This is a genomic window from Flavobacterium hauense, from assembly GCF_054457175.1.
Map to the genome: position 1 here is coordinate 22,631 of NZ_JBTKVX010000004.1, position 13,686 is coordinate 36,316.

The 13,686-nt window shown below is 37.2% G+C and carries 13 protein-coding genes; 2 read left to right on the plus strand and 11 right to left on the minus strand.

The window, feature by feature from the left end:
* Positions 1-14 precede the first annotated feature (14 nt).
* Positions 15-875: a glycoside hydrolase family 25 protein gene (locus ACX0HA_RS03345; protein ID WP_458843859.1), complete on the minus strand. Its 861-nt coding sequence runs from the start codon at positions 873-875 to the stop codon at positions 15-17.
* Between the two features lie 3 nt (positions 876-878).
* Positions 879-1,631: a CDP-alcohol phosphatidyltransferase family protein gene (locus tag ACX0HA_RS03350; protein WP_458843860.1), complete on the minus strand. Its 753-nt coding sequence runs from the start codon at positions 1,629-1,631 to the stop codon at positions 879-881.
* A gap of 103 nt (positions 1,632-1,734) precedes the next feature.
* On the opposite strand from ACX0HA_RS03350, the gene ACX0HA_RS03355 reads away from it, so the two are divergent.
* The gene (locus ACX0HA_RS03355; protein ID WP_458843861.1) at positions 1,735-2,808 is read left to right on the plus strand and encodes a putative type IX sorting system protein PorV2; all 1,074 of its coding nucleotides are present in this window, start codon (positions 1,735-1,737) and stop codon (positions 2,806-2,808) included.
* A 4-nt stretch (positions 2,809-2,812) separates the two neighbouring features.
* A complete protein-coding gene (locus tag ACX0HA_RS03360) occupies positions 2,813-3,937 on the plus strand; it encodes an Lnb N-terminal periplasmic domain-containing protein (RefSeq protein WP_458843862.1) in 1,125 nt (374 codons plus the stop codon).
* A gap of 39 nt (positions 3,938-3,976) precedes the next feature.
* On the opposite strand, the gene ACX0HA_RS03365 is transcribed toward ACX0HA_RS03360, so the two are convergent.
* The 9 genes from ACX0HA_RS03365 to ACX0HA_RS03405 form a co-directional block, all read right to left on the minus strand.
* A complete protein-coding gene (locus tag ACX0HA_RS03365) occupies positions 3,977-5,929 on the minus strand; it encodes a polysaccharide biosynthesis protein (protein WP_458843863.1) in 1,953 nt (650 codons plus the stop codon).
* Positions 5,930-6,182: 253 nt separating this feature from the next.
* Positions 6,183-6,761, minus strand: a complete 579-nt coding sequence (locus ACX0HA_RS03370; RefSeq protein ID WP_458843864.1) for a PglD-related sugar-binding protein — start codon at positions 6,759-6,761, stop codon at positions 6,183-6,185.
* A complete protein-coding gene (locus tag ACX0HA_RS03375) occupies positions 6,754-7,710 on the minus strand; it encodes an MraY family glycosyltransferase (protein ID WP_458843865.1) in 957 nt (318 codons plus the stop codon). The genes ACX0HA_RS03370 and ACX0HA_RS03375 overlap by 8 nt, the downstream gene beginning before the upstream one ends.
* A gap of 2 nt (positions 7,711-7,712) precedes the next feature.
* Positions 7,713-8,621, minus strand: a complete 909-nt coding sequence (locus ACX0HA_RS03380; RefSeq protein ID WP_458843866.1) for an NAD-dependent epimerase/dehydratase family protein — start codon at positions 8,619-8,621, stop codon at positions 7,713-7,715.
* Between the two features lie 2 nt (positions 8,622-8,623).
* Positions 8,624-9,658 (minus strand): CgeB family protein, encoded by a 1,035-nt coding sequence (locus ACX0HA_RS03385; RefSeq protein WP_458843867.1) that lies wholly within the window; start codon positions 9,656-9,658, stop codon positions 8,624-8,626.
* A gap of 4 nt (positions 9,659-9,662) precedes the next feature.
* Positions 9,663-10,814 carry an NAD-dependent epimerase/dehydratase family protein gene (locus ACX0HA_RS03390; protein WP_458843868.1) on the minus strand — a complete coding sequence of 384 codons (1,152 nt, stop codon included), beginning with the start codon at positions 10,812-10,814 and terminating at the stop codon, positions 9,663-9,665.
* Complete coding sequence (locus tag ACX0HA_RS03395; RefSeq protein ID WP_458843869.1) at positions 10,793-11,383, minus strand: DapH/DapD/GlmU-related protein; 591 nt, start codon at positions 11,381-11,383, stop codon at positions 10,793-10,795. Before ACX0HA_RS03395 ends, ACX0HA_RS03390 begins: the two co-directional genes overlap by 22 nt.
* Positions 11,376-12,458: a glycosyltransferase family 4 protein gene (locus ACX0HA_RS03400; protein ID WP_458843870.1), complete on the minus strand. Its 1,083-nt coding sequence runs from the start codon at positions 12,456-12,458 to the stop codon at positions 11,376-11,378. Before ACX0HA_RS03400 ends, ACX0HA_RS03395 begins: the two co-directional genes overlap by 8 nt.
* Positions 12,459-12,586: 128 nt before the next feature.
* On the minus strand, positions 12,587-13,678 hold the full coding sequence (locus tag ACX0HA_RS03405; RefSeq protein WP_458843871.1) for a glycosyltransferase: 1,092 nt from the start codon (positions 13,676-13,678) through the stop codon (positions 12,587-12,589).
* Between the last annotated feature and the right edge of the window lie 8 nt (positions 13,679-13,686).

Sequence of the window (13,686 nt, forward strand, 5' to 3'; positions counted from 1 at the left end):
TCAAATATAAAAATTTACTTACACATCCCCTTAAGTTCCGTAAAACTTCCGTTATAAATATCTACATCAACCATGCCCTTTATACCCTTTAGTTCACCCTTATCGGTAAACTGCCAGATGAGCCATTCTTTGCGAATCTCGTCTTCAAAGAAACTGTAGTTGGCTATCCACAGGTCGTAGCCTTCGAATTCTTTCTTGAGGAAATCGGTATAAAAACTTTCACCACTATAGATGATTGGTTTCATGCCATAGTGTTTTTCCACTTTGGTAAGCCATCGCTTCAGTCCTGTTTTCAGGCTATCAAGACTCTGCCCGTTAGGTATCTTTTCAATATCCAATACCGGAGGCAGGTCGCCTTTGGAAAGCGTTACGTTCTCAATAAAGTTATCAGCCTGCATAACCGAGTTCTCATCTGGCCTGTAATAATGATAGGCACCCCGCAGGTAGCCATTATCTTTAGCACCTTTCCAGTTGTTCTTAAACTGAGTGTCGACTTTGTTTTTGCCGGCAGTCGCACGCACAAAAACAAATCCCAATGGAAATTCAGCGTTATTGTTTTTCAGGGCTTCCCAGTCGATCTTATCCTGATAATGCGACACATCGATTCCGAATACCTTATCCTTATGGCGTTCTACTATCTCATAGATGCGAAGGTTCTCGATCTTGCGTTCTTCTTTCGAGAGGGCTTCGACACGCTTGTCGGTCTTAAAGCCCAGCCAATATAGGAAGCCATGACGGTACTGATACCCCATTGCGACCAAAAAAGCTGAAAGCAACAAAAGGGCAGAATACTTTAGTATTTTGCCCTGAGTTATTTTTTTAGAAGTCTTTCGTGATTTCGTCCTCCTTACCGGTCGTGACGGCTGGCGTGCCATATATTAATGAGCGGCTGGCTTAGTTAGAAACTTGTTATCTATTACGGACAGCAGCACATAAGACAATATGATTAGCGGTATGCCTCCATACTGGAAAACAAACAGCAATAGTACCGATAGTATAAGGAAGATGATCTGTATCTTATTCGTTTCCCAGTTAAAGTATTTTACTTTAAGAGAAAACAGCGGAATTTCAGCATTAAGCAGGTAACCGCTAACCAGTGATATACCTACAAGCACAAATGGATTACTCAGCATTTCGAACACGATACCCGTACCGTCAGAATGTGCCTCAATAACCGGAAGGCTCAAAATAAGCAATGCATTAGCAGGTGTAGGAAGCCCGATGAAAGAATCGGTCTGGCGTTTATCGACATTGAATTTTGCAAGCCTGTAGCATGAACCCAATGTTATGATGAAACCTGCAAAAGGCAATATCCCTAAATAGAAATTATCCGGGCTAAGATTAGACTCTTCCTGATTGATGGCAATATCAGATAACATTTGGTACATTACCAGTCCCGGAACTACTCCGCTGGTTACCATATCGGCAAGGGAATCAAGCTGAAGGCCCAATTCACTTTGCACTTTTAGTATCCTGGCAAAAAAACCATCCCAGAAATCAAAGAAAATACCCAGACACACCCAAACGAAAGCCATTTGGTAATGTGTATTGAATGCATACATCAGGGCTATAAGCCCGCATGAAAGATTACACAGTGTAATGAAGTTAGGAACATGATTCTTAAATGCCATAGTTGGTTTTATTTTTTATAAGCACAAAGTTAACACAATAAGTTAATAGAATTGGAGTTTAGTAATTGAGAATTTTATATCATATTTGCACAAAATAACAGCATTGAGAAAGATATTTTTTATTTTATCCTTTTTATCTACCGTTTACACTTATAGCCAGACAGTTAGAAAGTACTCCAATGAATTCATGAATATTGGTGTAGATGCTGCAGCACTGGGTATGAGTAATGCTGTTACGGGGCATACCGCCGACGTAAATTCAGGCTATTGGAACCCCGCCGGACTTGTAAATGTGGAAGATAAGCAGCTTGCCCTGATGCACGCCAGCTATTTTGCCAACATTGCCCAATATGACTATGCCGCATTCGCAATGCCTATAGATGATAAAAGTGCCTTCGGGATATCTATCATCCGTTTTGGTGTAGATGATATCCTTAATACTACACAACTTATAGACAGCGAAGGAAATATTGATTACAACCGTATCAGCCTTTTCTCTGCTGCAGATTATGGTGTTACCATATCTTATGCCCGTAAGCTTCCGCTAGATGGTTTTAACTGGGGTATGAATGCCAAAGTGATCCGAAGGAATATTGGCGATTTTGCCAATTCATGGGGCTTTGGATTTGATGTGGGTTTTCAGTATGAATCTAAAAACGAATGGAAGATCGGATTGATGCTCCGTGATATAACCACAACCTACAACGTTTGGCAGATTGACGAAGATGCTTACAACACTATAAAAGATGCTGTCCCAGGAGAAAACCAGGAATTACCGGCAACTACCGAGATCTCACTACCAAAAGCACAATTCGGTGTTTCAAAGAAATTCGTTTTCCATTACGATTACAGCCTTTTGGCCGCTGCCAACCTGAACATGCAGTTTGCCCAGACAAACGATCTTATCTCTACTGAGGTGGTGAGTATTGACCCCGCGATGGGCTTTGAATTTGGTTATATCGACCTGGTATATGTAAGGGCCGGCGTAGGTAACTTCCAGAATTTAAAAGATATTGACGGTCAAAGCTCCTTAAGTTTCCAGCCAAACATAGGCCTTGGCTTTAAATACAGAGGCATCCAAATAGATTATGCCCTGACTGATATTGGCGACCAAAGTGCTGCACTATACTCCAATATATTTTCGCTTAAAGTAGATCTAGGAATTTTCAGAAAATAATACCATGCACAACATTAAAGTTTTAACCGTATTACTACTCACACTATTTATAGTAACCGCTAAAACTTATGCACAGGTACCGCTCTCCCCACAAGCCAACGTGAGCTTATTAACCTGCGGCCCCGGTAATGAGCTTTATTCCGTTTATGGACACACTGCCATCAGGGTTTCCGATCCCGCCACACGTTTTGATGTTGTCTACAACTTTGGCACTTTTGATTTCGACACTCCCAATTTCTACCCTAAATTCGTAAAAGGCGATCTGCAATATTTTGCATCAGCAGGTTCCTATGAAGACTTCGTATATACGTATCAATATTACAACAGGGATGTATTTGAACAGCCGTTAAATATTACCCTACCACAAAAACAGGCTATTGCCGATGAGCTTGCTGACATACTGGTAACCGACAAACGTTTTTACAACTACAAGTTCATACATCGCAACTGCACTACCATGGTGGCCGATATACTGAACAGACATCTGCCGGGAAAAATATCACTTAAGAATTCAGATAGCGGACTGACTTACAGAAAAATTCTGCATAAAAAAGTAGAAGGTCATTTTTTTGAAGATCTAGGTATTAACCTTGCTCTTGGTGCACCAACAGATAAGACCTCAGAAAAATTATTCCTGCCTCATGAACTTATGGAAGGCGTAAACAATACCACAACATCACTTGGTCCGCTGGCCATATCAACCCAAACAGTTTATAAAGCAACCGAAGAGCAGCTATCATTCAGCTTCAATAATTTTTATGTTTTTGGATTACTGTGCTTACTGTTAATAGCCCTTACTGGCAAGAAACTATTCCAGCGTTCTTTACTGGCCATTGGAGGACTGTTAGGCATTTTCTTTTGTATATTAGGCCTATACTCTTCACATACAGAGCTGATGTACAATTACAATGCACTGCTCTTTAACCCGTTGTTCTTAGTATTGCTGTATTTTATTTTTGCCCACAAGGCAAAAGCCATTATACTCACATCTTACGTATGTTTTGCATCTATTGCAGTCTACATAATATTCACACTAAATAAGCCCACACTGTTGCTTGTATCGCCTTTACTATTATTGTTTACAATAACGTTGGCAAGGATTTATCTTGCCGCAAGAAAACAGGTATAATTAAAGCATAAAAAAAGAGCAGACTGATCTGCTCTTTTTTTATGCTTTAAGTTCCTTTTTATCGAGAAGCTCATAACTTGAGTTCATACTTATATACTCAGGGACTATCATTTTCATTCTCGATACAACGTCCTGCGCTTCGTAATTGTTGGCAGCCTCTATCAAACCTTTAAGGTTTGATGTCAGATCGTTAAAATCTTCATATTCCTCCTGAGCAATCATGATCTTGTCATGATGGGTAGGAAGTGTTTTAGACGTATCGTTAAGTAATTCTTCGTATAATTTCTCGCCTGGCCTTAAGCCTACAATTTTGATGGCAATCTCTTTTTCTGGAACATAACCCGCAAGCATGATCATTTTTCTGGCAAGATCTATAATCTTAACCGGTTTACCCATATCAAAGATATAGATTTCGCCTCCACGGCCCATTGCTCCCGCTTCAAGCACTAGCTGGCAAGCTTCGGGAATGGTCATAAAATAACGAATAATATCAGGGTGGGTAAGCGTAATAGGCCCTCCGTTTTCAATCTGTTTTGTAAACAATGGCACCACTGAACCATTAGAACCTAACACGTTCCCAAATCTGGTAGTAATAAATTTTGTTTTACAATTACCTTTCTCAATGATAAGGTTATTATGGAGCGACTGTACGAATTTTTCAGCAATACGCTTGCTTGCCCCCATAACATTACTTGGGTTCACAGCCTTATCAGTAGACACCATCACAAAGCTATCGGCATTATAAGCGCAAGCCAGTTCGGCAACATTTTTAGTGCCCTGTACATTTACAAAAATGGCCTGAGAAGGATTTTCTTCCATCAAAGGTACATGCTTATAAGCTGCCGCATGGTATACTACCTCCGGCCTGAACCTGTCAAAAATCTTATCGAGAGCAACTTTATCCCTTACATCTGCGATTATGCTGTATACATCAGTATTCGAATCCAGCTTGCCAATCTCAAGCCCCAAATGATGCAAAGGTGTCTCTGCCTGATCCAGCATGACAACAGTACTGGGATTGAACTGGATAACCTGCCTGACTATTTCACTTCCTATAGAACCTGCAGCTCCGGTAATAAGAACAGTTTTACCTTTAAGCTGAGATGAGATCGATTTATTATCAAGCACTATAGGCTTTCTTTCCAACAAATCCTGAATCTGGAAATTCTTAACCTTTTTGGAAATTTCTTTCTGGTCTTCCCAGTCAGATATTAACGGTACGGTATATACTTTGTAATTAAACTCAAGACATTCATCAACAAGCGTCATCTTCTCTTCCTTAGAAAGGCTTTTATCGGCAATTACCAAAGCCTCCGCATTAAAGATTCGCATCAGCACCGATACCTTTTTCTTATGCTGCAGGATAGGCAGCCCCAGTATCATTTTGGATTTGTTATGGCTTGATTTATCAATAAATCCTACTATTTTAAATCTCGCAGGAAGTTCAGACTTAAGCGCATTGGCAACAGCAATAGCATTAGCGTCTGAACCATATATAATCGCCCTTACAAGCTTTTGACTGTTATTAAGGTTGAAATAATTCTCAAACAACTGCTTCACCATTACCCTGTAAAGGAAAAGGCAGCTGAAAGAAAAAATAGCATTGATTAGTATACCAATATTGAGGTAAAGTAAATGCCCGGTAATATTATTAAATAATGTATTTACTGACAGCAATAAAAATGCAGTGGTAAACTGCGAAAAAAAGATCTTAACCGCATCAATATACGATGAGTGGCGTATTATCCCGGCATAAATCCTAAAAGCCCTGAAAGAGAGTGTACTGACAATAAGATATAGCGGAATACTTATGGATAAATTTTCCTGTTTTATATATACAAGTCCTGTACGGTATATCAAATAATAAGAGATAGCCGCTGTAAAGGCAACGACTATAACGTCAAGCATAAGGATAATCCATCTGGGCAGATATCCTAAACTCTGCAAAGATTCCCAAAATTTATGAGAATTCATCTTCTTCTTCTCGCTCACAATATCATCAATTATCTATCAACAACCATCTAGTCCGGCATTTAATTTACTAAATTAAAGTAAAAAGCTTAAGACTTAACATTTTTTTAAACATTTTAACTAAAACACCGTATAAGTCAAGTGCTAAAAGCAACAACAAACTAACTACCAGTCGGTTACAATAAAAATAACCAACAGATGATTTTTAAGGCAAATGTAAGATAAAATCAACCATTTTTAACAGACAATTATCCTATAAAATAGCCAAATTTTATCAACTTATTATTGAGGTTGTAATTACTGAATCATCTTCAATCAGGCATTTAGTAGTAATGGCGCAATTTGCGGTTATATAAACACCGCTACCTATTGAAGCACCCCCCGTAATCCTTACTCCCGGCATAAGCACTGAATAATCTCCTATAACTGTATCATGCTGTAACGAACAAGCTGTGTTGAGGAAACAAAAATTTGCGATATGAATATCTGTAGTAAGTATACAGCCATCAGCTATATATGAGCCTTTTCCTATTTTTACGGTTTGCTCATCGTGTATACTTACATTTGGATGAATAACCTGAGGAAACGACAACGACACATCACTTAAAGCTTCGGTAATTTTTTTTCGTACTGAAGGGTTTCCTATTGCAATAACAGCACCTAAATCAGTACTGTTTTCTTTTATCCATGAAAGTCCGCCCAAAACCTTAAGTCCATTGATGATAGTACCAGGCTCAACACCATCATCTACAAAGCCTATCAGTGCATAATCTTGCAAAGGATATTTCTTAAGGACTGCCAAAATTTCACGGCCTACCCCTCCGGCACCTATTATTACCAGCTGCTTATACATTGGTTATTCCAATTTTAGCTATAACTGATTTCCTTATTGCAAAATACAATACCGCAATAATAGCCAGTATACCTAACATCATAAAGACAGACATTTTTTCATTAGCGATCAACCATATAACCAGTCCGTTAATAATCAGCTGCACAATAGCATACACCAATGAGACCATAACATGAGGCCATTTCATTTCATTAGCCAGGTATTGGTATAAATGACTCCTGTGTGGCTGAAAAATATTCTCTTTATTCTTTATCCTGTATATTATAGTTATAACAGCATCTACGCCATATACACTAAAAAACAAGATATAAGCAGGCTCATTAGTCTCAAAGATTATCTTGATCATAAAATAAGCCAGAAATAATGCCATACTGACACTGCCCACATCGCCGGCAAAAGTTTTTGCTTTTTTGCGTACATTAAAAAAGCCAAACACGATACATGCCAGTCCCATAACAGCAAGGATATTAAATGACGAATCATCTTTAAGAAGCCAGCCAAAAGAAACAATGGCAACAAGGGCATAAAGTACCGTAATCCCATTGATGCCATCCATAAAATTAAAGGCATTTATCCATCCGATAGCCAAAATAAAGACAATGGGAATCAGGAATAACAGACCGGTATGAAGCATATTAAGATCGTACAGCACCAATGTTACCGCTATAAGGTGAGACCCAATTCGCGGCAGCTGATGCAGGGGCTTTATATCATCTATGAAACTCACAAGGCCTACGAGCACAACCGCAACAGTAAAAGCTACTGATGCATGCCCCAGAATACAGGCAATAAGCATAGCTATTGGAAAAATAATCCCTCCACCCCTAAGCGTTACAGATGTGTGCGACGACCTGTGATTGGGTTTATCAATTATATTATAGCGTTCGGCAACATTAAAGTACACTAACTCTAAAACAAACAGGATGGCTATTATTATACTATAATACATATTTATGATATAAAACTCCTGATGGTTTTATCTAGACCTTCCTGAGCAGTTAATGGTAATTTTTGAATTTCAAGCATTTTTTTTAGTGCTGTATTAGACACCACAAGATTTGATGTCATCTTTACCAGTCTTTTGGAGTTTAAAGGCAGCCTTAAAACATCCCCTGTTTTGGCCAGCAGTCGTATCAGACCCACAGGAACTCTCAGTACCCTTGACTTTACAGCCGTCAGTCCGCTAATGGTTTTAATAATCTGAAGTGTGGAAAGCGGTGAATCGTCAGCAACATTGTAAGCTCCCGAAGTTATTGTGTCGCCATTTTCAATTATTTTTTTTATCAAAAAGCACAGATTATCAATCCCTGTAAATGATCTGTTGTTATCAAAAGCACCCAACGGATAGGGTATGCCCTTATTTATAATTTTATAAAGCAACATAAGGTTACCTTTATCTCCCGGACCGTGTATCATTGTAGGCCGCAGTATTAAAACCTTTTTACCTGTGGGCAGTTGCTGCGCCAAAAGAAATTCTTCAGCTTTTCTTTTGGACCTGCCGTATGCTGACACCGGATTAGAAATATATCCTTCTGTAACTACTGAATCTGAAGATTCTTCTTCAAGAGCCGCAATAGAGCTAATATGAATAAACAGAGAAGCACTACTATTTAAAAAGTAAGCAAACAGCTGTTTGGTAAGTTCATAATTAGCATAAAAAAAATCATTCTCAGTTGCTACTCCTTTATGGTCATGTGCTTTACCAACAAGATTAATGATAGAATCAACTTGCAATTGCTTATCCTTCCACTGATTCTCTCTCAACGATAAGCTGCTTACATCATAATCATCTTTAAGAAATCGCGAAAGATTGCTTCCCACAAAACCTGATGCTCCGGCTATAAGTATCTTTTTTTTCATGGTTAAAGAATTACATCAGACCAGTATTTTGAATCATCAATAAAAAACAAGGCATCAAGCCAGCCATCAATAGACATCGCCCTGTAAATATCCGAATCAATGGGTTTAAAGTCCGATTCAAAAAAGTCTTTTTCAAATTCAAATTTCTCCCTGTTAATAACAAGAATATTATTACTGTTATAAAAAGGATATTTTTTAATAAGATCATTAGTTGTTATTATCTTTTTGCCAGCACCTAATGCCTCAAAGGTTCTCATTGTAAGTCCTCTTTGCCCGGGGTGGTTTATATCCAACACAATCTTTGATTTTTTGTAAAGATCAACAATTGCTTTGTGACTTAAACTTTTAAAAGAAATCTTACTATAATCGAATTTCTTAAACGACGCATCAAAAGCTTTTTTATAAAGAAAAACCATTTTGCTGGGCGAATAGTAAAAAGTAAATGACTTAAAGCTATTTTCCTGTGCCCACTTAGCCATTTTCTCGCTAATCAGGTACCTGTCGGAGTGTGCTGTACCAACAAACATGACATCGTAGGCCACATCTTCGCTTTCATTGCAAATTTCAGAATATTCTTTTGAAAAAAACAACGGCCTGAACGTCATATCATATTTTTTTGTATCCGCACTATCAAAGGTATATTTTCTATCAAAGTATGAAACTACATCAACCGCATTAGGGTTATTCTCAAAAGAATCATAGGTATAATAGATCATTGTAATTGCAGGGTTTAGCACCTTCAGCTGTTCGATAAAAAACAACGGCACTACTTCACCTTTTATTAAAAAAAAATAATCAAGCCTTTTACCTTCAATACTTTTAAGTATGTTATAGTAATACGCTTCAATTTTTTTTTTGTAAAGCTCTCTTTTTACCCTGATGATACCCTTAGCAAAAATTGAATTTGAAGGGCGCTCGTCGAAATAAGCAACGTCTGCGCCGTAAGACTTCAGAGTATCTATAATAATATTCTCGTAATTAAAGAATTTTACTGAGATAAAGAGAATCGTTTTTCCTTTAAAATCATTTAACGCCATAAGTTTATTTTAAAAGGCCTTTCGCTTTCATTTCTTCGAGTGACTGAGACAGTTTGTCTTCCTGTATTTCCTGCTCCAGTACCCAGGCAGTGAATTTACTAATACCCTCTTCAAAAAACACTTTGGGCTCAAATCCTAAAAGCTTGTTTATTTTAGACAGATCAGCATAATTATGCCTGATATCACCAAGCCTAAACCTTCCTGTTACAGTTATTGGGACTTTAATTTGATAAGCATCCGTAAGTGCCTCTGCAACAGTAATTACATCCGTAGGCACTCCTGTCCCTACATTAAACACATGACCGTTAGCCTCTTCCTTTTCAATTCCAAGAATTGTGGCATCTATTACATCATCAATAAATACAAAGTCACGGGTTTCCTTACCATCTTCAAATATTTGTATTCCGTTATTATTTCTAATCTGTGTAGAAAATATGGATAAAATACCTGTGTAAGGATTAGACAATGACTGCCCTGGCCCGTAAACATTTTGATATCTAAAAGCAACAGGGGCAATTCCAAGTGTAGGACATACCGTCATAATCATCTGCTCCTGATTTTGCTTGGTAATACCGTACACAGATGAAGGATGAATTTTAGACTCCTCATCTGTTGCAAGCAATTCAAGTTGTTGATTATCTCCGTATTTGAGTTCAAAATCGCCCGAAAGCATATCTTTTTCACTTCTATGAGACGGATAAACAAGACCTAATTCAGGATGCCTGTATTTCCCTTCCCCATAAATTGATCGTGATGAAGCAATTACAATTTTTTCTACTGAGTGATCCTGGTTTGCCAAAATATCAAGCATTATTGCTGTACCCTGTATATTTACTTCAGTATATTTTTCGATACAGTACATCGATTGACCTGTCCCTGTCTCAGCAGCAAAATGAACAATAATATGCTGCCCTTTAAGTGCCTCAATCCAATTTTCTTTTGAGGTAACTGTGCCTTTTATAAATGTGACCTTATTTTTAATACTATTGTACAATGGTGATGTAACATTTGGTTCTTCACCATGAATCTGAGGCGATAGATTATCTAAAACCGTAATATTATGACCTTTTTTAATTAGGGCAAGTGCAAGATTACTACCTATAAAACCAGCTCCTCCAGTTATAAGAATATTTTTTATTGAACTATTTTTTCCCATCGTTTTGTTTCGAAATTATATTTTTTAATCGGCTTCGCCGGGCTTCCCACAGCAATAACATTTTTTGGTAAATCTCTTGAGACTACAGAATTTGCACCTACAATGCTGCCTTGACCTATAGTAACTCCGGGAAGCACTGAAACGAACTCTCCAAGCCAAACATTATCTTCAATTACAACAGGTTTTGAATGCATTTTTCTTTCTGCTGGAATACTATCCGGTGCACTGTCGTGTTCATTACCGCTATAGCTTCCATGAGAACAGTCAGAGATATAAATTTTGCTTGCCATGAGTACATTATTGCCAATGACCACCTTCTCCATAGCCGTAATATGCACATAATCATTCATCTGTACATTTTTCCCTATAAAAAGTACTTTTTCTTTATTAAGGGGATAGGCTTCGAGCCTACAGCCAAACCCTGTAGTAAAACCTTCGGAGACATCAATATACTTTTTGCCTCGCAAGTCTAACGGGAAGCGTATAATTCTTGCTTTTCTAAAAGTCAGCTTTGTCCTGACCAATGAAATGCATAAATGAATATAACCTAAAATAGTGTATTTACCCATTGTAAATGTTTTTATAGAGATCAGAAGTCTGTCGGTAAGTTTTATCCCAACTAAACAGTTCAGCCTTCGAAAAGCCCATTTTAATAGTTTCTTCTCTTAATTTACTGCTTCGGGATAATTCTTTTAATAAAGCAACAACATTTACAGCATCAGGCTCTGCAATCATAAGATATTTATTAGCAGTGACTTCAGGTAATGATGAGCTGTTAAAAGTTATAACCGGACAGCCTGCCTTTTGAGCTTCAATAACCGGTATCCCAAACCCTTCATACAATGACAGATACAACAAGCAGTAAGCTCCGTTATAATATAAATTCAGGTCTTCTACACTTACATTTTGAAGTGCCTTAAAATTGCCGCTCCCTAACTTAGAATCAAGTAAATTGATTTCAGTTTCATTTAATTGCCCCCCTCCTATCATTAATAAAGGAAAACCAGACATTGCGCAAGACTCAACCGCTAATCCAAAGTTTTTATATGGTGTTCTCCTGTCTCCTACATACAATATATATTCTCTCCCGTTAAAGGGATGCCCAATACTATCATTGTTACTGAGAGGCCTAAAACTATCATCAACTCCGTTGTATATAACATGGATTTTAGCAGCGTCAGCCTGAGGGATAAATTTAATCAAATCTCTTTTTGTGCTTTCTGAAACGCAAATAATAGCTTCGGCACCCAATATCGCATTATTTTTTTGATATGTATGTACCTTTTGTCTTATCCCGGTAACAAAATGTTCGTATGTAAAATCATGGACAGTAGTAATATTTAAAGCAGATTTTGCTTTATTAAGCCTGTAATGTGACGAATGAAATATATGCCTTTCATTACCACTAACCTTCACGTCTAAATAACGTTTCACATTTAAGAACTTTGAAGACTTGCTTTCAATATTCCCTTCATCTATCAATAATTGTCTTCTAAAGAGATTTGTGTCAGCGGTAGTATACTCAATAAACGTACAGGCAAAATCAGGATCAAGCAAAAGTCTTTGAAGATGTTGTTGCCAAACGACTGAGGCTCCCCCCGATTTTTGTAATGAAAAAATTATATTATCTAAAACAGCATTCATATCTTTTTATGTAAGTCCTGATCAGTTTTCTATAGCACCATGAGTATCAAAAAAAGTTCATAAAGAAACGATACAACTCATGTATGCAGCAAAAACCACAATTTTTATTTATAGCTAAATTAATCCGATTATATTATATTCAGGTAATATTCCATGATTCTTTTTGATTCAAACTCATGTAAAGACGGAAACTCATTATCTTCAAATTTTTTATCCAGCATTCTGAGAATCGCATCTATAAATTTATCCTCATCAAATGAATCAACAATTTCTTTTGTTTCAACGTTTTTTAAAATCTCTTCAGCACCACTATTAGTAACCGTTACAACAGGCACTTTAAGAGCAAGCGCTTCAACATACACAAGCCCCATAGATTCGGTAAGTGAAGAATGAATGAGGAGATCGGCATTCTTTAAAATCGGTAAAGGATTGGCAAAAGCCCCCAACATGTGAACCGAATTTTCAAGTCTCAAATTTTTTATTTCATTTTGAATTTCTGCCTTTTCAGCTCCTTCACCCAAAATAATCAGATTATGGTCAAACGATGGCACTGACTCTTTTATCTTAGAAAAAGCCCTTAGCATAAAAGGATAATTTTTTACCGTTTCCAGCCTCCCAATAGCAATTATATACTTTTTTGAAAGCAGGGCGGAAATAGAATCTTCAATTGGCTGCTGTGCCTTTTGAAAAAAATCATTATTCACTACAGCATTATAGATTGTAATAACTTTATCCGCTTTAATAGAATAATTTGTAATTAAATCATTTTTAATCCCTTCTGAAACAGCTACAACTTTTGCGGTATGGTTATATGTTCTCTTTATGAGAAAAGGAGCAATCCTGCCTACAACTCCCAGTTTATCCATTTCAATATCTTGATAACTGTGCTGATTCGCTATTATACGCATTTTTTTAAAAGCAAATAAATTACATATAATAGCTATGATATTAGGATATGTAGGTCCGGAAATAAGACAATCAGCTGATGAATGCCTGATGTAATTGTATAAAGGCTTGAAACATTTACGAAGCCTGCTGTCCTTAAAAGCAATTACGTTTATTCTTTTATCTAATTCACCAGTTAATTCGCCTTTATATTGACAAACAATAAAATCTACGTTGTGCCCGGCAGCGACAAAACTATTTGCGAGATTTACGAAAGCACGTTCTACCCCCCCAATATTTAAACTAGCAACAAAAAAAGCAATATGTTTAGCCATAAAAACAG